A 23,817-nucleotide genomic window follows, 5' to 3' on the forward strand; every position below is an offset into this window, starting at 1 on the left:
ATTAGTTTCTTATTGGTGCAAGTGCTGAGCGTAAACCGTCACCCACTAAGTTTACCGATAATACAGTAAACAAAATGGCAACACCGGGAATGGTCACTGTCCATGGCGCGAGTAATAAGTTATCTAATCCCTGTGCCACCATCGCGCCCCATTCAGGACTCGGCGCTTGTGCGCCTAAGTTTAAAAAACCGAGTGCGGCAATATCTAATATGGCTGCAGAAATCGCCATCGTGACCTGAATAATCAATACATCCCACACGTTAGGCATAATCACATACCAAAAGATTTGCAGGGAATTAGCACCGTCTAACCTTGCAGCGGTAACATACTCTTTTTGCAGTTCTTCATGGACGGCGAGATGAATGGCACGCACAAATTGCGGGATCATGGCAATCACCACTCCCCAAAACACATTATTCAACCCAGGCCCCATCACTGCGACCACCAAAATAGCCATTAGTAATGACGGGATAGACAATAATGCATCGAGTAAGTGACTGAGTACGCTAGACTTGATACCGCGCATCATTCCCGACAACGAGCCAATAATAAAGCCAAAAAATAATGATACCGCCACAATTAATAACGACATGCCGAAGGTGAGTTGCACGCCATGTAAAATGCGGCTGAAAATATCACGACCTAGATCATCGGTTCCTAAAAAGTGTTCGACTTTACCTGCCGGATCCCAAGACGGTGGCAAGAGCAATACTAGTTGATCTTGAGTTTCTGCGGAGTAGGGCGCAATAATCGGGGCAAAAATGGTCAGCACCAGTAAAAATATTACCGCCCACAAACCGATTACTGCAAAAGGATTGGATGAAAAGCTTTGCCAAACCCGCCACATTGGCGAGTCGATATGGTCTTCATGATAGACTTTAATGCGAGGCATATAATTCCTTTCTACTCATCGGATTGATTGCGGTATGCATTAGGTCAATCAAAATACTTAAGAAAATAATTAACAGCGACACAGACAAAATGCCTGCTTGAATAACAGTATAATCTCGTTGATAAATCCCCGAAACTAACCAACTGCCAACGCCAGGCCATGAAAATATGACTTCGACAACAATACCGTAGCTGGCAAATGAGCCGAGCATTAAGCCAATGCTTTTTAATACCGGGATCAGTGCGTTAGGCATAGCATGGCGGACGAGGATTTTAAAAGTATGTAATCCCCGAGCTTCAGCTGCGCGAATATAGGTTTGATTCATGACATTAATCACCGCTTGTCGAGTGATGCGTACAACCAGGGTAAATGGCAACAGCGCTAAGGTGACGGCAGGTAATATCAAATGCAGAATAGCGTCATGAAAAGCAGGAATACGATAAGCGGACTCGGACATTAACGTGTCCACTAACATAAAGCCTGTCACGGGTTCGATTTCATATAATAAGTTAATTTGCCCTGAAATCGGTAGCCAACCTAGATTAACCCCAAACCACATTGACAATGTTAATCCAAGCCAAAAAACCGGAATGGAATACCCCGTTAATGTAAACGCTAAAATGCTGTGTTGCAGTGCTTTATTTCTACTTAAAGCGGCTATCACTCCTATAGGCACACCAAAAAATACAGCAATAAACCCAGAGAATAATGATAATTCAAAAGAGGCGGGTAACACCGATGCCAACTCGCCTGCCACAGTTTGTTGTGAGTTGCTCGAAATACCTAAATTGCCCGACAATCGTTGCCGAAGATAAGCGGTAAATTGCAATAATACGTTATCGTTTAACTGATAATCGATGTCTATCTGACGTTGTTGCTCTGCTGAGGGATATTGGATCCCTGACAACGAATACGCTTTGCTGGCAGGGAACAAGCCCGTTGCAATAAACAGCACTGCTATCATCAACATCGATGTGGCAACAAACAGGGTGATGCGTCTAAAAAGATAACGCCACATTTATTCGCCTTCCTCTGATGTTTGTATCGCTTTAGCAAATGAGATCCCGCCGTATGGGCGAATTTGCATTGCGGTAATATTGTTCTTTTTCAGGACGACCTTCTTTGCATGAGCCAGCGTCACCATAGGGACTTGATCGCTAATAATGGCTTCGGCTGATTGATAAAATGCTTTGCGTTCTGGTTGCGACGTCACACTTTGTGCTTGAGCGAGTAAATGTTCAAAGTCTTTTTGACACCACCGAGAACGGTTATTGTTTGATGCCAATGCCGCACAACTGAGTAACGGAGTAAAAAAGTTATCTGGGTCACTGTTATCTGCATTCCATCCTATTAATACCGAATCGTAGTTTGAAGCAGAAAGCTTTTGAGTAAACACACTCCAATCATAGCTAATGATATTCAGCTTTACGCCGATCCGGGCGAGATCGGCTTGAATAAGTTCGGCGGTTTTTAATGCACTGGGGTTATAAATACGTGCAACGGGCATTGCCCAAACATTGATTGATAAATTATTAATCCCCGCTTCGTTCAATAACGCAATGGCTTTTTGTGGGTTGTATTCATTTGGTGATAAGTTTTGAGAGTAAGCCCACGATGCGGGAGGCAAAACGCCAGTGGCTTCAACTGCAGTATCGTTATACACCGCATCCAGAATATTACGCTTATCAATGGCATGTGCAAGAGCTCGTCTCACGCGGACATCATCGAGCGGCGGCTTTTGAGTATTAAACGCCCAAAAAGAAACGTTTAAGCCTGGCTTTGCATCAATAATCACATCAGGGTGCTGCGCGACCACGGCGAGTTCACCCGCTTTAGGTAATGCTGATACGCTGCAGTCTCCGGTAATCAATTTTGCAATACGCGCGGTGCTTCTTGGGGTGATATCAAACACTAACTGATCAAGCTCTACCGTTGGGCCCCAATAAACGGGATGCTTTTTATAGCGAATGTATTCATTTTTAACATATTGGTTAAGCTGAAAAGGGCCGGTACCAACGGCATAGTAATCAATGTCTTCTGGTTTCCCTTGAGATAACAATTGATAACCGTATTCGGCTGATAGTATGACTGCAAAATCGGTCGCCAAATTAGAGAGAAACGAGGCATCTTTACGGGTTAAGTGAAAAATTACCTGATGGTCATTGACCTTTTTAATGGACTCAATAAGTTCTGCAAATCCAATGCTTTGAAAAAATGGATAGCCAGTTCTACTGACTAAGTGATAGGGGTGTAAGGGATCTATAATGCGATTAAACGAAAAAAGTACATCGTCAGCATTAAAGTCTCTTGATGGCGTAAAACGACGTGTTTTATGAAAGCTCACATGCTCACGTAATGTAAACTGGTAACTTAAGCCATCTTCAGACATAAGCCACTCAGTAGCCAGGCCTGGAATGATATCGGCTTTAGCTTGGCTGTAATTCACCAGTCGGCTATAAATTTGGTGTGAAGTGGCATCTATAGTGGTGCCAGAAGTCACTAATTGTGGGTTAAAGCTCTCAGGGTTACCTTCGCTGCAATACACCAAACCAGAAGGCAATTGTGCTTGTCCACATGCTGCCAGTAACGAACTGGTAAAACATAAGGAAATCAGCTGATACCAGCGTTTTACTATAACAGGCATGGTGTTATCATTTTTTATCGACTTTGAGTAAGCATTTTAACAGTGTTCATGTCAGTGGAGCAATCGCTGATGCATAAGTTCATTTACGACTTATCAAGTAAGTTGTATTTTTTGAGAATACCCCTTAGCTGGTGGTAGCTTAACCCTAGTAAATCCGCGGTTTTCTTTTGATTATATAGGCCTTCAGCCAGTGCGCGTTGTAATAAAGTCACTTCAGCATTTTCGGTGTATTCTTTGAAGTTTATCGGAAACTCAATGCTACTTTGCATTATTGCCACTTCGCTTTGTTCTGCATCTGCTTGCGGTTTATCTATTACGGATTCGATTGGTTTTGCTTGACGTTCGCGTGTTTTAACTCGACTCAATGGGCGATAAGGGGACGCAAATGGGTCTAAAATAATGTGGTCAATCTCTTGCCCTTCAGAACCTTCTCGGTACACGCTGCGTTCAATCACATTTTTGAGCTCTCGGATATTACCTGGCCAATCGTGCATCATCAGTTGCTCAATGGCGATGGCGCCAAAACCGCCAAAATATTCAAGCCCGAGCTGCCTTGCCATACTAATCGCAAAATGTTCGGCTAGCGTCATAATGTCTTCGGTGCGGCTTCGAAGTGGCGGTAGGGTAATCACATCAAAGGCTAATCTGTCTAACAAGTCGGCTCTAAATTCGCCTGTTTCAGCAAGTGCTGGTAAATCTTCGTTCGCAGCACAGATGAGACGTACATCCGACTGTACGGTTTTACTGCCACCAACACGTTCAAATTCGCCGTACTCAATGACTCGCAAAAGTTTTTCTTGAATAAGCCCAGAGGTATTGGCTAATTCATCTAAAAACAATGTTCCACCATCGGCGCGCTCAAAGCGGCCTTCGTGTTTACCTTTGGCACCTGTAAATGCACCAGACTCATGGCCAAACAGTTCACTTTCGAGTAAGTTTTCACTTAATGATGAGCAATTAAGTTTTATAAAGCTTTGGTCCCATCGGGCAGATAAGTAATGCAAACGCTCTGCAATTAACTCTTTACCGGTACCGCGCTCACCAATAATGAGCACCGGTTTTGATAACGGTGCGACTTTAGACACATGTTCTAATACTTCGAGTAACGCATTAGATTGGCCGATGAGATTATCTTGTTGGTATTGTTTACTCACAGTTGGCTTACTCGCAAAATTGTTAGTGAATTAGACTAATAATTGGTGAAAATCATAATAGATGGCTTAGTTAATAAATGAAAGTAAAAGTTAAATATTTGTATAACTAGCTGATATTGTTATAGTTGAAAAAGTTGGCACGCAATGTGTAATACCTATTGCGACATCCACGTTACTTTTTGAGGAATACATTATGGGAATTTTCTCTCGCTTTGCAGATATCGTTAATTCAAATATCAGTGCAATACTAGATAAAGCCGAAGATCCAGAAAAAATGGTTCGCCTTATCATTCAAGAAATGGAAGACACGTTAGTAGAAGTACGTTCAACCTCTGCCAAAGTATTGGCTGAGAGAAAAGAACTGTTACGTCGCATTAGTCGTGTGCAAGAGCAAGTTCAAGATTGGCAGAACAAAGCTGAGTTAGCATTATCTAAAGATCGTGAAGACTTAGCAAAAGCCGCCTTAATTGAAAAGCAAAAAACCACGGGTTTATTGCAAACGCTTGAAATGGAGTTGCAAGTTGTTGAAGAACATATCACACGTTTAAAAGACGAAGTGGCACAACTGCAAGAAAAGTTGAATGATGCCCGTGCTCGCCAAAAGACCATCATTATGCGTAAGCAAACTGCCACTTCACGCTTAGAAGTGAAAAAGCAGCTTGATTCAAGCAAAATTGATGATGCAATGATGAAGTTTGAGCAATACGAGCGTCGTGTTGAAGGCCTCGAAGCTCAAGTTGAATCATATGACTTAGGTAAAAAAGATTCACTTGCCGATGAGTTTGCCGCATTAGAAGCTGAAGATGCTGTTAACGATGAGTTAGCTGCACTGAAAGCAAAAATAAACGCAAAATCACAACCTAAATCAAAAGCATAATAATTTTTCAGAGGTGAGTTATGGATATGGATCTTCTTGTAGCACCAATTATCATTTTCCTGGTTGTTGTTGCCCCCATTTGGTTGATTCTTCACTACCGCAGTAAGCGACAAGTGAGCCAAGGACTCACTGAGGAAGAATTCGGTCAGCTTAATGATCTTATTGCGAAAGCTGAAAAAATGAGCCATCGCATAGAAACCTTAGAAGCAATTTTAGATACTGATTCACCAGAGTGGAGGGCGAAACATGGGCACATCTAACGGTCGAACGTTATATCGCAATCCTAAAAGTGGTAAAATAGCGGGAGTGTGTTCAGGCATCGCGGATTACTTTAACTTTGAAACCTGGTTAGTGCGCGTGTTAGCAGTATCGATATTTCTGCTTGGCGGTACCGGTGTGGTGTTTGTGATTTATATTGCACTGTGGATGATATTAGATGTTAAACCACAGACATTAGAATATGACGAACAACACAAGAACATTGAAGTTAAAAAGAAGGTATGGCAAGCCGGTGAGCCTGCAAAACGTGCCTTATTTGATGTCAGCCGTCAGTTTAATGGACTGGAAACTCGATTGCAGCGACTAGAGAAACACGTTACGTCAGATAGCTTTGACTTAAAGCGGGAAATCAATAGTCTTTAATTACTCTAAATGGGCGGTTTACCGCCCTTGTTTTGTTATTACTCGTGATGTAAGGATCTGTTAGCCATTATGAGATTATTAGATCGTTCCTTGTTTAAAGTGACTCAAGCGGCTCAATCTATTGTGAACCGTAGTACAGATCGCCATGTTAGGCTTGCTGTTACGGGTTTATCTGGTGCCGGTAAAACGGCATTTATTAGTGGACTGGTCAATCAGCTGTTACATGCCGGTAAAGGCAATAAACATAACCCATTACCTTTGTGGCAAGTTGCCAGAGAAGATCGCTTAATTGGCGTACAGCGTGCTATGCAGCCAGACCTAGACATCGCCAGCTTTGATTATCAAGGCTCAATGAATGCATTAAACTCATCCCCGCCGCATTGGCCTGCATCAACGCGAACTATTACTGAATTACGCCTAGCAATAAAGTATCAACCTCAACAAGGCATATTGGCTAAATTAACTGACAGCGCCACATTATATGTCGATATAGTCGATTACCCAGGTGAATGGTTACTTGATTTGCCGATGCTCAAACATGACTTTACTCATTGGTGTTTATCGCAACAGCAAAATGTCACCAGTTTGAGTTGCTCTCCTTACTATGACGAATTTACTCAGGCTGTGAGCAAGTTAGATTTAGCTGAAGTCGCTGATGAACAACAACTTAAATATGTCGCCGATGTTTACCAAAACCTGCTCGTTGACTTAGTCCGTGAACAAGGTTTTTACCATGCCCAACCCGGACGGATGCTGTTACCCGGCGAATATGAGAACACGCCATTATTAGCCTTTTTCCCTTTATTGGGCCTTAGCCCGTTGAATCATTCTGAACTGGCTTCAAGCCCTAACGACTCAAATTATCATGTATTAAAACGCCGTTATGAGCAGTATGTTTCACAAGTGGTTAAGCCTTTTTATCGCGATTACTTTTCACGTTTTGACCGCCAAGTGGTGCTGGTGGATTGCTTAAATGCATTAAACAAGGGGCAAGCACAGTTTACTGATATGGGCCGAGCGTTAAACAGTATTATGGAAAGCTTTCAGTTTGGCCAATCAAGCTTAATTAAGCGTCTGTTTTCACCCCGTATTGATAAAGTATTATTTGCTGCAAGCCAGGTAGACCGGGTGACGCGAGACCAACAAAGTCATGTGCTTAGTTTGCTCAACGCCATGCTGCAACAAAGCCAGCACTACGCCAATTTTGAAGGCAGCGAAGTTGAGACCATGGCCATCAGTGCGATTAAAGCAACGCAACATGGCATGGTCAATACAGGTAACGGCCAGCAAGAAGTGGTCAAAGGCACAGGTCTGGACGGCAAGCAAATAACGGTTTATCCCGGCGATGTGCCAATAACCTTGCCAGATGCCACATTTTGGCAGCAACAAGGGTTTAACTTTAACGCCTTTTTACCTCCTAATATTAGCCATTTAAATGAAGCTCATCCAACGTTTGAACATATTCGTCTAGATCATCTTTTAGAGTTTCTATTAGGCGACAAATTAACCTAGTTGCATGAGTGTGAGTATCTTTATGAATCAGACAAATAACGCTTCGGGACTTAAAAAATCGCAAGTCTTTACTGACGCTGAACTTATTAACGACGCAGAGGCAAGCAACACCGCTGAGCCTATTAAACCAACGCAATCATTCAATGACGTTGATTTTGTGTGCGAACAAGCTCTAGATGAACTGCCTGAGTCAATCTCTGACAGTATTGCCCCCAGCAAGCCTAAACGCTGGTCTAGGTTAGCCGTGTTATCGTTAATCAGTGTGGCTTTATTAGCCGTTGTGCAAACGGCCTTAGGGTTGATGGAATCATTTAATCAAAGCCCCTGGTTGTTTGGTTTTTATGCCTCCGTCTTGGCCATTGTGAGTCTATGGGCTGGGGTCGGGGTTGTTAAAGAATGGCGTAAATTGGTTAACCTTAAAAAAGTGGCCGATCACCAGGCTATTGCAGAGCGATTATCGCAAAGTATGCAAATGGGAGAAGCCAATAAATTTATTGCACCTATTTTAGCAAAATATCCTAATACTGAGGCAAAGCAGCATTACATTAAGGCCAGTAATAAAGAGCATAATGATGCTGAGATTGTCATGCTGTTTGATCAAATAGTACTTAGTGAACGTGATTTGTTAGCGAAAAAAAGAGTCAATCGATTTGCCGCTGAGTCGGCATTATTACTCGCTGCAAGTCCGTTGGCCGCGTTAGATATGGCCATCATTTTGTGGCGAAATCAAAAGATGATTAATGAAGTGGCTGCTATTTATGGCATTGAATTAGGCTATTGGAGTCGGATTAAGCTTATCCGTAGCATCATTATCAATGTAATTTACGCGGGCAGCACTGAAGTGATTACCGATCTCGGCACACAATTATTATCTGTTGAAATGACCGGTAAATTATCCACTCGGATAGCGCAGGGACTGGGCGGTGGCTTGCTCACAGCAAGGCTAGGCTACCAGGCTATGAGTTTATGTCGTCCTATTGCTTTTAAAGCTAAAAACAAGCCCAAGCTAACTCAAGTTCACCAGCATTTATTGGGTGAATTAAGCCAATTTACCTCGTCGATAATGACCAAGACAAAAACTAAAACGACAGAAAAAGTTAATAATCAGTGATAGCGAATTGTGTTTTTTATGTACAACGCATCATTGTTGACTACAGTTAGTGTCGATTTAGAAACAGCATAGCGTTCTGAATCTTCGCGCTGGCTTATGGAGTAGGGAACATGCCAGCAATTTAAGGAAACAAGGAGACTCTAATGAAGTCATCATTGACATTAACTGCGGTATTTATGTGCTTATGTTGTTTTTTCAGCACCTCATCTTTTGCCGCCGACGCAGCCAAAACCAACGTTGCCGCTGAAACATCCAAAAAAGTAACCACAACCGTTGACAAAAACACGGCTAAATTAGCCAGTGTTAATGTAAATAAAGCCAGTGTCACCGAGCTACAATCGCTTAAGGGCATAGGTCAAGCTAAGGCGCAAGCTATTGTCGATTATCGAGCTAAAAATGGTAAGTTTAAAGATTTACAGCAATTGACTATGGTAAAAGGTGTCGGCGAGAAATTAGTCGGTCAAAATGCCAAGAATATCAGCTTTTAAGCTAGCCAGTTGAAGTTAGTTTAGTTGAACTAGTTCAATTTAGGTGTGGTAAAATTAATAATAAAAATGGAAGCCTTGGCTTCCGTTTTTTTTCAATAAATGTAGCTGTAATATTTGAGTACAGCTCATTCAGTTGAGACGATTAAATGCTACAGACTCATTATTGCGCGTTTAAGGCCTGGCCATTAGTACCAATAGATTCATCACCCATCAAAAATAAGTAAGTCGGCATAATTTGCAGCGCTGTTTTTAATGTTTGTGGATCTTCTGCTGGGTATGCTTTAGCGCGCATTTCCGTGCGAGTCGCACCTGGGTTAATGGTATTCACACGTACATGTGTTTCATCACATTCATCAGCTAACACTTGCATCATGCCTTCGGTCGCAAATTTAGAGAAAGCATATGGTCCCCAGTAAGCACGACCTTTACGGCCAACACTGCTAGAAGTAAAGATAATGGACGCATTTGGTGCTTTACGCATTATCGGTAATAACGCTTTGGTCATAATAGCCTGAGCCGTTACATTGACTTTCATTATGGTCTCTAACGAAGCAAGATCAATGTGTTCAAACGGGCCTAATGCACCGAGTTGTGAGGCATTGTGTAATAACCCATCTAAGTGACCAAATTGCTCTGCTATGGTTTCTGCCATGTCGATGTAGTTCTGCTCTGTTGCCCCTTTTAAATCAAGTGGCACAATAGCAGGGGTCGGATAACCTGCATTAATGATTTCGTCGTACACTTTTTCAAGTTTTTTAACGGTTTTACCCAGTAAAATAACGGTCGCGCCGTGCTTAGCAAATTCAATCGCGGCTGCCTGGCCAATTCCGTCTCCAGCACCAGTAACCAAGATAGTTTTATTATTAAGTAAATCTTTTGCAGCTTGATATTCCAACATGATTAATTAATTCCTCTAAGCGCAATCGCCCGTCAAATCTAGAACCGAATAAAAAATAAACGACCGTTTGAAACAAATGATTGATAATTGTATGCGAATAGGTCATTTGCATGTAACAAACTTGTAGCTAACTCTATAATTTTGCGTTAACTTGAGAATAGTTAAGGACTAACATAAGTCCTTTTGGTCGCATGATTGGACTATTGTGACCAATTCTTGGGGAAAACAAAATTATTAAAACAAGATTTGGGGAAAAAAGATGAAAAGACTCATTTTGGGTGTTGCAATAACATCTGCTCTCGGTTTGACGGCATGTGGCGGTGATAGTTTTAACGAAGCAAAAGAAAAAGCTGAACCATTAGTGCCTCTGTCGTACGTTCAGTTTGATCCAGCTAATGGCAAACTGCCGCTACCTAACGATTTACTGTTTAGTGGTACTACAGATGGTACCTTGTCTATCCCGGGTGAAACCGGTGTCGATTACACCAATCCTTCAATCGCACTTGGTGCATTAGATGGATGGTCAACTAGCTCACCAATTTCAATAACTATGGAGCTAGCAAACGATCTACAGGGTAATGCACTCACCATTGATGCTGCATCGGTATTTCAGCCAGGTGCTGTTCGCGTTTTTGAAGCCACAGTAGGAGGTTCGCTTTCTACCGATCCTGAATGTACTTCACAAGCATCAGTATCAGCTTGTAAAGTGGGTGAAGAATTAACCTTTGGTGTTGATTTTGTTACCAAAGCGTCTGGTAGCAGTGTGGTGATTGTGCCACTTAAGCCTTTAAAACCCATTCAATCCTATTTATATGTTGCAACAGACTTAATTCAGGATTCGTTAGGTCGCAGTATTGCGCCTTCTACAACATATAACTTACTTAAGTTAGACATTGAAACAAAGCCGCTAGAAACTGCTGCTCAATTACAATTACAAGGCTTAGTTAATAGCTATGAAAAAGGCGTTGCTGCTGAGCACGGTGTTGATTCTGAAAACATTATTTTCTCAGGATTATTCACTACGCAGTCGATAGCCAATGTTTATGAGACGGCTAAGTTGTTAATGGTGTCTAGCGATCCATATAAACCTGCTTTTACTCAAACGCCAACGCCAGCGGGTTACACTGCTGCTCAGGCGTTAGGATTAACTTCAGCCAGTGGTGTTGCATACGTATTAGCTGATATGGCTGATGTGTATAAAGCTGAAATTAAAGTGCCATTTTATGGTAACTGTTCTTCTGCTAGTTGTGTTATTCCGGTTGTCGATGGTGCGCCAACTGCGCCAAATGGTCGCTGGTTTGCTCAGGGTGACAGCCCTGTGTCAGTGTTATTGGCATTACAAGCTGGCACGTTAAGCCAAACCAACTTTTTTACTCAAGCATCTGAGCAAGGTGTTGATGCACAAGCTGCGTTAGCGAATCCTGCATTACTTGCCGGTAAACAGTGGAAATTGGATGACGGCACTGCAGCGGATAAAACCAAGCACTTAACGCGTCTTAATCCTATCCCTGCAATTAAAGGGTATGAAACGATTCCGGTGCAAATTACCTTGCCAAATGCAGCCAAACTTGCAGCATTTACAACCGCTCAAGGTGGCACATTTGTTCCACCAACAAGTGGCTGGCCAACAACGATTACCATGCACGGTTTAGGTGGCGGTAAAGAAATGAACCTAGCCTATGCCGGTACTTATGCTGCGGCCGGTATCGCGACGATTTCAATCGATATGCCACTGCACGGTGAGCGCTCATTTGAGATTGGCAATGGTGGCGCTTATGAAATATCAGCAACGGCACCTGCATTTGGTAACTTAATTGGTAAGCCTGATGCATTTACTAATGGTAATCCACTCGTGTTTGTTAACATTGCCAGTACCTTAACTGTGCGTGATAACTTCCGCCAGGCAACGCTAGATCATTTAGCATTGCGTTTATTATTAGAGGGTATGGCAGGACAATTAGCGGCTGCTAACCAACCACAAGTGTTTGATGTCTCTAAAATCAGTACTCAAGGTTTAAGCTTGGGCGGTATTGTCGGTACAACCTTCTCGACTTACGCCAGTACTGGTTTGAGAGACCCGTCTACAGGTGCGTCATTAGGTAACCCTTATGCCATTAATGCAGCGTCACTAGTGGCTCCAGCGGGTGGTTTAGCAGGTTCATTTGCTGGCTCTGCTGCATTTGGTCCACAATTGTTTGCTAACGTCACAGCGTCTAGCACGTTTGCTGCGCTATTAACGGCTGCTAACACTGCAGGTTATGAAGAAGGTACTGCTGAGTACGAAGCATTAGTACAGGCTGTTTATGCTGGGTTTATTCCATCATTTGCACTGGCTGTACAAACTGCCATTGATTCAGCGGATCCATTAAACCATGCTGGTATGTTAGCTGCGACAGAGATCCCGGTTCATTTAATCGAAATCGCGGGCGATGATGCTAATAACTTACCTGATCAAACCTTACCAAACAGTGTGGCTAATTTCCCACTATCAGGTACAGAGCCATTAATTGCCGCTATCGGTTTAGATTGTGTCGATGCAACTATGCCAGGTTCAGGTGCTGTGCGTTTCTCTAAAGGTCACCACAGTTCAATTGTTAGCCCTAGTGAAGTACCAGGTGTTACCGATGGTATGGCTGCTGCGGCAACGGCTGAAATGCAAGCTCAGGTTGCTGGCTTTGCTAAGAGTGCAGGCGCTGGACAAGCCACTATTGTGGTATCAAACAGTGATGTGATTAAAAGCTGTAACTAATCGTTACTAATTAGTCGCCGTTTTGACTTAAAACCCAGCAAATTGCTGGGTTTTTTATTCTCTATTTATCGGTAAATGCTGATAAAATGTCGGTAGACTGTTTTTCCTTTGTGGAGTGAAATTTGGAATTTTTATATGAATACGGCTTATTTTTAGCTAAAGCTGTGACGATTGTGATAGCAATAATGGCTGTAGTGGTATTGGTGTTAGCCAGTAGCATGAAAAACAAAGCTGAAAAAGGTGAATTACGCCTGACCGATATTTCAGATGAGCTATTGCAACTTAAGCATCAGTTGAAAGAAGAGTTGTTGTCTAAAAAGCAATTTAAAGCTTATGAAAAACAGGTTAAGGCTGATGAAAAAGCCGCTGATAAAGCAGATGTCACCAAGGGCAAAGTCTTTGTTATCGATTTTAAAGGCAGTATCGATGCGGGTGAGGTTGCCTCACTGCGTGAAGAAGTCACCGCTATTTTAACCATTGCCGATAAAGATGATGAAGTCCTGGTGAATGTAGAAAGTGGCGGCGGCATGGTACATGGCTATGGCCTTGCTTCAAGCCAATTAGACCGTTTACGTCAAGCCAATATCCCATTATCGATTTGTATCGATAAAGTGGCTGCGAGCGGTGGCTATATGATGGCTTGTGTGGCCAACAAAGTGTATGCGGCTCCCTTTGCGATTGTCGGTTCTATTGGCGTTGTGGCGCAAGTGCCGAACTTTAACCGTTTGCTTAAAAAGCATGATATTGATTACGAGCAACATACCGCGGGCGACTTTAAGCGTACCTTAACCATCTTTGGTGAAAATACCGATGAAGGCCGCGCCAAGTTTCAACAAGAGCTTGAAGAAACCCACGTGTTATTTAAAGAGTTTGTTGGCCGCTACCGTCCAGAAATGGACATTGCTAAGGTGGCCACAGGCGAGCATTGGTATGGTCAACAAGCGATTGATTTAGGGTTAATTGATGAGATTTCGACTAGCGATGATGTCATTTTAAACTTAGTGAAAACACACCAAGTGATTAAAATTCGATATCAGATGAAGAAAAAACTGGCCGATAAAATTGCCCATGGTGCTTCGTTGTCGGTTAACGCCGTGATGAACAAATTGGTTGAACGTAATCAATCAGTATAAGTGTAAAGAATGATAAAAAAAACGACAGCCTTGGCTGTCGTTTTTGTTTTAGATAAGCATAACAATCAATATGACATCATTACTGAGCTTTATAACTGATGTGCTGGTGGAAGCGTAAAATCACATCGACATGTTCTTTATCAATATCAAAATCTTGAGTAAACATGCGTAATGCATCTTCTACTTGATTCATAAAGCGGCCATAGCCTTCATCGGTTTCGTCACTCTTACCAGCAACAATCACAAAGCGGAAAACATCGACGAGCTTATTGCTGTCCCAGTGGCCAATCGGTTCTGGAGATTGGGCGTGAGGGTCAAAACCAATCATTTGAAACTCATCAGTACTGGTGAGCTGCTCGTACTTACTGTTACGCACTAGCGGCAACTTGCCATTAGCCACCATTGCGACGCGCTTTAGCTGCTTACTTTGGGTTGCCTGGATAAATTTGTCATAAACCGTTTGATAAACAGCACCAAAATCGACCGTGTCATTAGCCAACAATTGCTTTTTGATTCGGCGATCGACAGGAATGTTAATGGTGACGTAGTTCAATGTACTGACGTTTTCAGGTAATTCACAGTGACGACGTTGATAACGACTGTCTACCGCACGTAACTTATAGCCATATGTTTCTTTTAGGCCCTTTGCTTTAGCAAAAAAGTCATAAGAGATATGCTGGTGGTCGCGAATTTTAATCGGTACATCTTTTACGGGTAACAGCGGCTTGAGTTCGGCAATAAATTGCTGGATTTTGGTGTGAAAACTGGCAGCGTTGCTGCGTAAGTCATCACCTGTCGCTAAAAAGACAATACGTAATTTACGCGCTCTAAAGCCTGGTGTGCTGTGAAGGCGATTCGCTTCATGATGCGCAGGATTATAAAAGAAACGCAGTTGTTCATTTGAACTTAAACAATATGCTTCGCTGTGAAAGCGCACCATAGGTAATTTATCTGTGGTAACCACATGCACATTATACAGCTCTTGTTTTTCAGCGAGTTGGTATACTAGTTTACTGAATTCATCGTAACAAGTTTCTAAACTACTGTAGGCATTAAGGTATTCATCGGTTAAAGGAAAGCCGATAGTGATGTACTGGTTTTTACGGGTCGCACTAGGTAAATATACTTTTTTTTGACGACTGACGGACATGTTATTTCCTTAAATTGTCTAATTGTCTAAAGTTTATCGTTATTTAATTGCTTGCTGAGCATCCATTCTAAACATTGATACTGAAAATAAAATGACTTTCGTTCACTTTATGCAAAACATTTTAACATTTGCTGTGAAACTTATAAAATTTAAATAGTTACTTATCTATTGCTGTTGTGATCCAAGGCAGCATCCATTGCGTAATTCTATCTTGTGCCAATTCATTTGGGTGAATGCCATCACGTTGCATCAAGCTTTTATCTGCCGCGATATCTTGCATAAAAAATGGCACTAGGCTGAGCGAGTATTCATCTGCTAATTCATGATACACATCAGTGAACATTTTTGTGTAGCGAGGTCCGTAATTTGGTGGCACCATGATTTCGGTCAGCAACACTTTGGCGCCGTGCTCCTGTGATTGCGTGATGATTTTTGTAAGATTTGATTTCAACTGATTTGGTGGGAATCCACGCAGACCATCGTTACCGCCGAGCTCAATAACAACAATGTCTGGTTGGCTAGAGTCCAGTAAACTCGCGAGCCTGCGTAAGCCTCCTGCAGTTGTTTCGCCACTGACAGAACCATTAACAATCTCATGTTGAGGCAGTTCGTTTCGCAGTAATTGTACCCAACCTTGATTTTCTGGCATGCCATAGCCTGCACTTAAACTATCACCTAGTATCAAAACCGTGGCAGCATAGGTAGGCGCGCACATTAACATTAGCGTAAATGCAGTAGCTAACATGCGTTTAAGCGACAAAAAGAAGAAGGATTGTATGTCTAATAATATCGTTCGAAATACCAATGCCATAACTGTAACTAACCTTAATAAAACTGTAGTGACCCAAGAGGGAGAGTTGACTATCCTCAACGGCATTAATATAGAAGTCAAGCAAGGTGACAGCATTGCTATTCTTGGACCATCGGGTTCGGGTAAATCAACCTTACTTGGATTATTAGCCGCTTTAGACACACCAACCTCAGGTGAGATAGTGCTTGATGGTGTCGCATTGTCAGGGCTAAACGAAGAGCAAAAAGCCGCACTGCGTAAGCAAAAAGTCAGCTTTATTTTTCAATCCTTTATGTTGGTCGACACTTTAACCGCGTTAGAAAACGTGATGTTACCTGCAGAGCTTGCAGGCGTTACCGATGCCAAGCAAAAAGCCCAGGCGATGCTTGAACGTGTTGGCTTGTCGCATCGCTTAAATCATTTACCGAAACAATTGTCTGGCGGTGAGCAGCAACGAGTAGCGATTGCCAGAGCATTTATTTGTGAACCTAAAGTGCTGTTTGCCGATGAGCCAACCGGTAATTTAGACAGTGTCAACGGCGATAAAATTGCCGACATGTTATTTGCCCTTAACCAAGAAAGTGACACAACCTTGGTACTCGTTACTCATGATTTACACCTTGCTCAGCGCTGTGCAAGACAGCTTGTTATGGAAAATGGTCATTTGTCTGAACCTGCAGCAAATACTCGTGATGCAATGAAAGAAGAAGTTGAGCAGGCCGAGGAGGTAAGCTAATGGAGTGGCGTATTGCTTGGCGGTTATTTAAACGCGAGCTTGCTCAAGGTCAGCTAGTGCTGATTGTATTGGCCATAACCTTAGCTGTGCTGTCGGTCACTGGGCTTGCTCGGGTTAGCGAGCGTTTACAAGTGGCCATTAATGGTGAAGCCGCAAATTTTATTGCTGCCGATCGCATTATCGATTCACCCGTTGAGTTAGACCCTAAAGTGTTAACGATTGCAGACGACATTGGCCTTGCCCATGTCACCAATATGCAATTTAACTCGATGGTCTATTCGGGTGATAAATTTCAATTAGTGACCGTCAAAGCGGTGGGCGATGGTTACCCGTTAAAAGGAGACATTGAACTCAGCACCGGCATAACGCGCGCGTTACCGCAGACTGGCCAGGCCTGGTATGAAAATCGTTTAGGCGGCTTGCTTGGATACCCTAAAAGCATTGAGTTAGGTAACAGTGAGTTATCACTAACCGAAGAAATCAGTCGCTTACCCGATGCCGGTTTTAATCCATTTGCCTCATCACCTGTGTTGCTTATTCATCTAAATGATGTCGCTGCTACGGGGATTATTCAGCCGGGCAGCCGTGTGACCTACCTGTACCAGTTTACCGGTGATTCGCAGCAATTGGTTGATTTTGAACTACAAGCTAAACCACTACTCAATAACAGCCAGCGTTGGGTTGATGTGCAATCCGGTGATTCTCCGATTGCCTCAGCGGTACAGCGTGCTGAACGCTTTTTATTGCTAGCCAGTTTATTGGGTATTGCATTGGCGTGTGCGGCTATCGGTATTGCGGCGCAGCGTTATTGTCAACGGCATTATGATGTGGTGGCGATGCTGAAAACCTTTGGCGCGTCGGGTAAACAAATCCGTGTGTTATTTGGGTTACATTTATCTTTAGTGACATTACTCGGTATTGCGCTTGGTTTAATCGGTGGCTTGTTACTCGACCTTGGTATCACGGCGTTTTTACCGCCAGAAATCGCCGCGTATTCGCCGCCTTACTTGCGCCCTGTATTATTAGGTGTCAGTACCGGTTTAATCAGTGCGTTTATGTTTTCTGCTTATCCGTTAATGCGTTTATTGGCTATTCCGCCACTGCGGGTGCTGCAACGTCAACTTGAGGGTTTACAGCTCGGCATGTGGTTGCATTTGCTTCTCAGCTTAGCGGCGATGGCGCTTTTAGGCTATTTGTATTCAAGAAGCCTCGCGCTGACGATGACTGTCGTGTTAGCTGTCATGTTACTTGGCGTGTTACTGAGCCTATTAGGGTTTGTGATGATCCGCCTCGGCCACGGCATAGGCATGAAAACCACCAACCCATTGCAACTAGCTTTGGCTGGGCTGCGTCGTCGTGCTCGTCAAAATGCGGTGCAATTGGTCGGCTTTAGCAGTGCTTTGGTGTTGCTGTTAACTATTTTGGCCTTAAGACAAGATTTGCTTAACGAGTGGCAAAAGCAGTTACCAGAAAATGCGCCTAATTACTTTTTGGTGAACATTGCCCCTGAAGACAGCAAACCGCTCGATGACTTTTTAACCCTCAATCATATAAAAGCCACCGATATTTACCCGGTTGTGCGTGGACGCTTAACCCACATTAATGATGAAGAGTTGATCTCGGGTAAACAAGCTGATGATGGTGTTGAAGGTCGAGTGGGGATCTCTCGTGAGTTAAACTTAACTTATCGCGATACCTTGCCGCCCAATAACAAATTGCTTGAGGGTCAGTTTAATCAAACCGACGATGAGGTATCTGTTGAATCTGGTGTGGCTGAGCGTTTGGAGCTTAAACTGGGTGATAAACTGACTTATCGAATCGATAACCAGGATTTATCAGTCACGGTTGCCAGTATTAGACAGGTGCAGTGGGAAACCTTGCAGCCAAACTTTTACATGATTTTTACGCCAAAAGCACTTGAGCCTTTTGCTTATACCTCTATGGCCAGTTTTCATCTTAATGATCAACTATTGGCCGCCGATGGCAGCACGTTAACGGCAGACCAGGTGGTGTTGCAATTAATTAGGCAATTCCCGACGGTGTCGATTATTGATGTTGGCGCTATGGTAGGGCAGCTAAGGCAAATTATTGAACAAGTGTCTTTGTCTTTGTCGTTAGTATTAGCATTGGTGTTGTTAGCCAGTGCACTAGTGCTGATTGCCCAAACCGAGGCCGGTATGGCCACTCGTCAACGTGAGTTAGCGGTATTACGAACCTTTGGCGCATCGGGTTGGTTATTGCGGGCATCAACCGGCTTTGAGTTTGCCCTACTGGGTGCCATTGCTGGCTTGTTAGCGGTCATCGTGGCTGAGTTTGCCTTGTATATGCTAAAAACGCAGGTGTTTGAGTTGGTTGTGTATATGCATTGGCCATGGTGGGGTATCGCACCTGTGGCTGGCGCCGCCATTGTTTCAACACTCGGCGTGTGGCGTTGCAGGCTGCTATTGAACAAGTCGTGCAGTGACATGCTAAAAGAAGGTTAGTTCATAGCGAGAAGTCATGACCGATATATGAATAAAGAGGGAGATGCATTGGCATCTCCCTTTTTTTGTTTGTGTTGGCTTAAGCCATTTTTTATCCCAAGCTCAGGCTATTTAACCTCAACTCGGGATAAAATTTGAACTTATCGCCCTCGTTGTGATCAGATCTTTCGACCAAGAAGGAACCAATCACACAGAGGGCTTATGGATAATTTAGTGGATGTATTTTGCGATGTCGATGATTTTTGCGCTGTGTTTATTCCACAATGGAAAAAACAGTGTTTAACTGATGGTACACGTAAACGCGAACGTTCGAGCAGAATGAGTATGAGTGAAATAATGACTATTATCATACTCTTCCATACATCTCATCATCGTGATTTTAAAAATTACTACACTGGATATCTTGCTCGATTCTTCAAGTCTGATTTCCCCAACTTACTCAGCTATACCCGCTTTCTGGAGCTTATGCCGACAACAGTCGTGCCACTATGCAGTTATTTTTCCAGCATTAGAAGCTTACCCACGGGGATAAAATTCGTTGATTCAACCAGTGTAAAAGTTTGCCATAATTTGCGTATCCCACGTCATAAAACGTTATCTGGCCTTGCTCGTCGCGGAAAAGGGACCATGGGATGGTTCTACGGATTTAAACTTCACTTAATCGTTAATCACAAAGGCGGTATTGTCGCCGCCAAAATAACGCCCGCAAATGTGCATGACACTCAGCCGGTTTCAGGGATGGTAGTCAACTCAATGGATAAGCTTTATGCCGACAAAGGTTACATCAGTAAGGCACTCGCGAGCGACTTACTCGAACAAGGTGTTACTATCGTCAACAATGTCCGTAAAAACATGAAAGCTAAAGCATTATCTCTATGGGACAGAGCGATGCTTTCACGTCGATTTATCATTGAAACTATCAATGACCAGCTAAAAAATATTTCACAAATAGAGCATACAAGACATCGAAGCGTGCATGGTTTTATGTTGAATATGATAGGTGGACTGATTGCTTATCAACTGAAAGAAACGAAGCCGCAACTCAATATTACCAGCGCGGAATTTGGCACTATTGTGGTTATGGCTTAAACCGATCTCAGGTTATTTAACCTGAGATCGGGATAATAAACGCCTTTCAAACAGTCCTTTGCCCTGCTAACTGCGTTGAATCGACTTGCAATAGGCTAGCTATTGACGCGGCAATTCGCCTTGTCAGCAGAACAAATGACAAGCTTGAAAGTGACAAGGAGTAACATGTTGATTTTAAGTAGCATAAGTTCATCCCTTATCCCGAACTCAGGCTATTTAGAGCGCGGCTTATATTGTGTAGGGCAGTAACCACGATCGACTCCCTCTGGTCGCAGCTTAAGGTGTTTGGTTTTTCGGCCTGTAACTCGCGTGCGCCATAATTTAAAGCTACCTGGTTTCATGGTACTGCGCATCAATTTAATTACGGCAGATTCGTTTAAGCCATACAGGTGTTCAATGGCTTCAAATGGCGTACGGTCTTCCCAGGCCATTTCGATAATTCTTGAGGTATCTTGCGCTGAAAGCATTGCGTATGATGTCGTTATTGGGTTTGCCAATACATACGTTAAACAGCCTGACTTAGTTTATAGCGTGTTTATAAATAGTTTAACGATGGTTTAAATCATTATCCTGGGTATCACTATCACATGCGTCTTGACCGTTTTGTCAGTAAAAGTACCGAATTAACGCAACAACAAGTGAGCGACTGTATCGCTCAAGCCACTGTGTGGGTGAATGGCGTTGCCGTTACCGATGAGGCCACTCAAGTGCATGAAAATAATCTGGTGCAATTTAATGGGCAAACCTTAGTACCGCGTCCTTTTCGTTATTTGTTATTGAATAAGCCGCAGCAGACTTTGTGTTCAAACGTCGATGGCGTATTTCCATCGGTATTCTCGTTACTGGATATTGAGCGGCCGTCAGAGCTTCATATTGCTGGGCGCTTAGATGCTGATACTACAGGGTTGGTGTTAATAACCGACGATGGCCGTTGGACATTTAATATCACCTCGCCCAAATACGCGTGTTACAAAACTTATCGAGTCGATTTGGCAAAACCGATAAAAGAGGATGTCGCCGAGCGCTTTGCCAATGGGATCGCATTACAGGGCGAAAATGGCCTGACCTTACCTGCAAGGTTAGAGGTTATCTCAGCACAACAGGTGTTGCTTACACTCACTGAAGGAAAGTTTCATCAGGTTAAACGCATGTTTGCCGCCGTGGGCAATAACGTGGTAGCGCTGCATCGGCAACGAATTGGTGCAGTAGAACTCGATGTGCCTGAAGGTCAGTGGCGCTATTTAACCGCAGAGGAGATCAGCTCTTTTTACTCGGAAAATAGCGAAGATGGATCAGTTCTTAGCTAACATCAACATAAAACTCGTTTTTCAACATGCTTATCAATAAAAGAATTATCAATAAAAGAATTATCAATAAAAGAATTATCAAAAATAGACTTATCGATAATCTCAAATTATCAAAGCTGTTATGCTATCGACATCGTTTAGCGTTGGAGTTTGGCATGTTAAATCAGCAATGGTTAACCACCTTTATTAAGTTAGTTGAAGTCGGGCATTTTACCCACACCGCAGAACAACTGTTTATGACCCAACCCGGCGTGAGCCAACACATTAAAAAGTTGGAACAACAAGTGGGTGTGGCATTGTTATATCGGGTTGGAAAACGTTTTGAGCTGACTGAAGCGGGCATTCAATTACATCAACAAGCCTTACTTTGGCAGCAACAGCAGCAACAACTGTTATCACAACTGGCTGTCGATGATGTTTATGTTGGCGAGTGCCGAGTGGCATGTTCTGGCTCGCTGGCATTATTACTTTATCCGCATTTAATTGATTATCAACAGCCGCACCAACAATTACAAATCTCATTGGAGGCGGCACCTAATAAGCGCATCATTGACAATGTGTTAGCCAACCAGGTTGAGCTTGGCATTATCACCCAAGCGGTTCATATGGATGAGCTGCAACTCACGCCACTAGGGCAACAAGCTTTATGTATTGTGATGCCGAAAAAGTATCAAGATAGCGCCATAAACTTTGAACAGTTAATGGCACTTGGCATGGTAGCGCATCCCGATGGCATGCATTATTGGCAACAAATTGTGAATCATTACTTTAATGACAAGCAAGCCATGGCACAGCAGGTGCCAATAAGAAGTTATGTTAACCAGCTAAATCAAATACTCGTGCCAGTAGCAAAAGGCTTAGCCTTTGCCGTGTTGCCACAATTTGCCGTAGACAGTTTTGCCCAGCAAGCCCAAATATGCATTGCCAAGCTCGATAACGTAGATGATCTAAAGCAGGGCGTCAGTGAGCCATTATTTCTAATCAATAAAAAGCACCGCCCATTGGCAAAACGCTACCAACCCATCATCGATATTATTCATAATTTGGTTTGAGTCTGTTTATGATTTAGGTGTTTTTAAGACTATTGGTTAGGAGGGGTCATTATTGTCTCATTTTTGTCTTATTGGGTATTTAAGATACGGCCTACAACCACTAACATCGTGGTGCAATAATCTCTGGCCGTTGTTGCAGCATTACCCAAATGCCTCTCACAAACACAATGCACTTTACCGTTGCCAACAAGCTTTTATTTGTACTCAAGCCACCAGTTGCGCATGTGGAAAAATCAAAAACGTTAAACATACAATCAGCGTGAGTACTTTTATAGGGTGCGTGCTGGTTTTATGTACAGTTATAACGACTTGTCATCGGTTTATGATAAAAAATGATTGAAAATCGTGCGTTAGTTGTAGCAGTTGAGAAATACATAAATCGTAACCCTCTGATATTGTTGTCTTTAATTTTTGCTACCGTGACATCGTATCCTACCTTATGTGCAAGCACGGTTTGATTTTGTCTGTGAGAGGCAATTAATTGCTTTACTTCAATAAGATAGCAAATGTAGGATGATATTAATCAATCACTTAAATGGCTGACTTTAAATTTATTTGGCTGTTGAATAAGCTGTTAGGCATCAACAAGGAGTTAAACATGTACATATTCTTTTATACTTTATTGATAGTTCTGGTCGGATTAGGAAACAAAGCTTTTCAATCCATGTCAGGAGGATATGACATATCAAATTTCTTAAGTGACCTACCATTAATCATATTTACATATTTTGGGCTTATCGCCATTTGGGGAAGAGCAAAAGATAAAAGCTATTTCTCAAAAAAATTCTGGCGTATTTATTTTTGCTCTATCCTATTAAGCATTCTTGCGATTCCATTTTTTGAAACAAATACCCTTAACATGATCAAAGAATTCGGTATTGTACAAGCATTGGTATCATATATTGTAATGTCTTTAATTATGGCTCCATATTATTGGGGATTATACTCCTATTCATTTAGTTCAAACCGTATATGGAAAAATGCCTAACTAACGACTATGGCGTCAATAACTTATTTTTACCTGTATTCTCATCCCACATGACGCCATCTCTTAGCATCGAATTTAAGATAATTACCATCTTTCTGACACATGCAATGATGGCGACTTTT

At 42.6% G+C, this 23,817-nt stretch carries 22 protein-coding genes and 1 pseudogene; 14 read left to right on the top strand and 9 right to left on the bottom strand.

From position 1 onward, the window contains the following. Position 1: 1 nt before the first annotated feature. The 4 genes from ACROAE_RS19000 to pspF form a co-directional block, all read right to left on the bottom strand. A complete protein-coding gene (locus ACROAE_RS19000) occupies positions 2-892 on the bottom strand; it encodes an ABC transporter permease subunit (protein ID WP_432405238.1) in 891 nt (296 codons plus the stop codon). Continuing rightward, positions 879-1,910 (bottom strand): ABC transporter permease subunit, encoded by a 1,032-nt coding sequence (locus tag ACROAE_RS19005; RefSeq protein ID WP_432405241.1) that lies wholly within the window; start codon positions 1,908-1,910, stop codon positions 879-881. The genes ACROAE_RS19000 and ACROAE_RS19005 overlap by 14 nt, the downstream gene beginning before the upstream one ends. Next, the gene (locus ACROAE_RS19010) at positions 1,911-3,536 is read right to left on the bottom strand and encodes an ABC transporter substrate-binding protein (protein WP_432405245.1); all 1,626 of its coding nucleotides are present in this window, start codon (positions 3,534-3,536) and stop codon (positions 1,911-1,913) included. A gap of 83 nt (positions 3,537-3,619) precedes the next feature. Further along, on the bottom strand, positions 3,620-4,690 hold the full coding sequence (gene pspF, locus ACROAE_RS19015; protein ID WP_432405249.1) for a phage shock protein operon transcriptional activator: 1,071 nt from the start codon (positions 4,688-4,690) through the stop codon (positions 3,620-3,622). Positions 4,691-4,883: 193 nt separating this feature from the next. Between pspF and pspA the strand changes: the two genes are divergently transcribed. From pspA to ACROAE_RS19045, 6 genes are all read left to right on the top strand, one after another. Then, positions 4,884-5,567 carry a phage shock protein PspA gene (gene pspA / locus ACROAE_RS19020; protein ID WP_432405252.1) on the top strand — a complete coding sequence of 228 codons (684 nt, stop codon included), beginning with the start codon at positions 4,884-4,886 and terminating at the stop codon, positions 5,565-5,567. A gap of 20 nt (positions 5,568-5,587) precedes the next feature. Beyond that, entirely contained in the window at positions 5,588-5,827 is a 240-nt protein-coding gene (gene pspB / locus ACROAE_RS19025; RefSeq protein ID WP_188954824.1) for an envelope stress response membrane protein PspB, read from the top strand. After that, complete coding sequence (pspC, locus tag ACROAE_RS19030) at positions 5,814-6,209, top strand: envelope stress response membrane protein PspC (RefSeq protein WP_432405256.1); 396 nt, start codon at positions 5,814-5,816, stop codon at positions 6,207-6,209. The genes pspB and pspC overlap by 14 nt, the downstream gene beginning before the upstream one ends. 69 nt (positions 6,210-6,278) lie before the next feature. Beyond that, positions 6,279-7,721, top strand: a complete 1,443-nt coding sequence (locus tag ACROAE_RS19035) for a YcjX family protein (protein WP_432405259.1) — start codon at positions 6,279-6,281, stop codon at positions 7,719-7,721. Between the two features lie 22 nt (positions 7,722-7,743). Next, the gene (locus ACROAE_RS19040) at positions 7,744-8,832 is read left to right on the top strand and encodes a TIGR01620 family protein (protein WP_432405262.1); all 1,089 of its coding nucleotides are present in this window, start codon (positions 7,744-7,746) and stop codon (positions 8,830-8,832) included. Between the two features lie 143 nt (positions 8,833-8,975). Next, positions 8,976-9,320, top strand: coding sequence for a ComEA family DNA-binding protein (locus ACROAE_RS19045; protein ID WP_432405266.1), 345 nt, complete (start codon positions 8,976-8,978; stop codon positions 9,318-9,320). A 160-nt stretch (positions 9,321-9,480) separates the two neighbouring features. Here the strand turns inward: ACROAE_RS19045 and ACROAE_RS19050 are convergent, their stop codons facing one another. Further along, positions 9,481-10,218, bottom strand: a complete 738-nt coding sequence (locus tag ACROAE_RS19050) for a YciK family oxidoreductase (protein ID WP_432405269.1) — start codon at positions 10,216-10,218, stop codon at positions 9,481-9,483. Between the two features lie 259 nt (positions 10,219-10,477). Between ACROAE_RS19050 and ACROAE_RS19055 the strand changes: the two genes are divergently transcribed. Continuing rightward, positions 10,478-12,967, top strand: a complete 2,490-nt coding sequence (locus ACROAE_RS19055; RefSeq protein WP_432405272.1) for a VolA/Pla-1 family phospholipase — start codon at positions 10,478-10,480, stop codon at positions 12,965-12,967. Between the two features lie 122 nt (positions 12,968-13,089). Further along, entirely contained in the window at positions 13,090-14,100 is a 1,011-nt protein-coding gene (sohB, locus tag ACROAE_RS19060) for a protease SohB (RefSeq protein WP_432405276.1), read from the top strand. A gap of 79 nt (positions 14,101-14,179) precedes the next feature. On the opposite strand, the gene ACROAE_RS19065 is transcribed toward sohB, so the two are convergent. Further along, positions 14,180-15,250 carry a DUF3083 family protein gene (locus ACROAE_RS19065; RefSeq protein ID WP_432405279.1) on the bottom strand — a complete coding sequence of 357 codons (1,071 nt, stop codon included), beginning with the start codon at positions 15,248-15,250 and terminating at the stop codon, positions 14,180-14,182. 157 nt (positions 15,251-15,407) lie between these two features. Then, complete coding sequence (locus ACROAE_RS19070; RefSeq protein ID WP_432405307.1) at positions 15,408-15,965, bottom strand: arylesterase; 558 nt, start codon at positions 15,963-15,965, stop codon at positions 15,408-15,410. 61 nt (positions 15,966-16,026) lie between these two features. On the opposite strand from ACROAE_RS19070, the gene ACROAE_RS19075 reads away from it, so the two are divergent. The 3 genes from ACROAE_RS19075 (at position 16,027) to ACROAE_RS19085 (ending at position 20,348) form a co-directional block, all read left to right on the top strand. After that, positions 16,027-16,776, top strand: coding sequence for an ABC transporter ATP-binding protein (locus ACROAE_RS19075; RefSeq protein ID WP_432405283.1), 750 nt, complete (start codon positions 16,027-16,029; stop codon positions 16,774-16,776). Then, complete coding sequence (locus ACROAE_RS19080) at positions 16,776-19,259, top strand: ABC transporter permease (protein ID WP_432405289.1); 2,484 nt, start codon at positions 16,776-16,778, stop codon at positions 19,257-19,259. Before ACROAE_RS19075 ends, ACROAE_RS19080 begins: the two co-directional genes overlap by 1 nt. A 201-nt stretch (positions 19,260-19,460) precedes the next feature. Beyond that, positions 19,461-20,348 carry an IS982 family transposase gene (locus ACROAE_RS19085; RefSeq protein ID WP_432405293.1) on the top strand — a complete coding sequence of 296 codons (888 nt, stop codon included), beginning with the start codon at positions 19,461-19,463 and terminating at the stop codon, positions 20,346-20,348. A 212-nt stretch (positions 20,349-20,560) separates the two neighbouring features. Here the strand turns inward: ACROAE_RS19085 and ACROAE_RS19090 are convergent, their stop codons facing one another. After that, positions 20,561-20,815 (bottom strand): TIGR03643 family protein, encoded by a 255-nt coding sequence (locus ACROAE_RS19090; RefSeq protein ID WP_432405295.1) that lies wholly within the window; start codon positions 20,813-20,815, stop codon positions 20,561-20,563. Positions 20,816-20,935: 120 nt separating this feature from the next. Between ACROAE_RS19090 and ACROAE_RS19095 the strand changes: the two genes are divergently transcribed. From ACROAE_RS19095 to ACROAE_RS19105, 3 genes are all read left to right on the top strand, one after another. Further along, complete coding sequence (locus ACROAE_RS19095; RefSeq protein WP_432405297.1) at positions 20,936-21,655, top strand: pseudouridine synthase; 720 nt, start codon at positions 20,936-20,938, stop codon at positions 21,653-21,655. 155 nt (positions 21,656-21,810) lie between these two features. Next, positions 21,811-22,707 carry a LysR family transcriptional regulator gene (locus ACROAE_RS19100; RefSeq protein ID WP_432405300.1) on the top strand — a complete coding sequence of 299 codons (897 nt, stop codon included), beginning with the start codon at positions 21,811-21,813 and terminating at the stop codon, positions 22,705-22,707. 598 nt (positions 22,708-23,305) lie between these two features. Further along, entirely contained in the window at positions 23,306-23,695 is a 390-nt protein-coding gene (locus ACROAE_RS19105; RefSeq protein ID WP_432405304.1) for a hypothetical protein, read from the top strand. 7 nt (positions 23,696-23,702) lie between these two features. Here ACROAE_RS19105 and ACROAE_RS19110 read toward each other — a convergent pair. Then, positions 23,703-23,817, bottom strand: a pseudogene (locus ACROAE_RS19110) (IS110 family transposase); the annotation flags it as partial.

This window comes from Shewanella sp. MF05960, assembly GCF_050849305.1.
Lineage (GTDB): Bacteria > Pseudomonadota > Gammaproteobacteria > Enterobacterales > Shewanellaceae > Shewanella.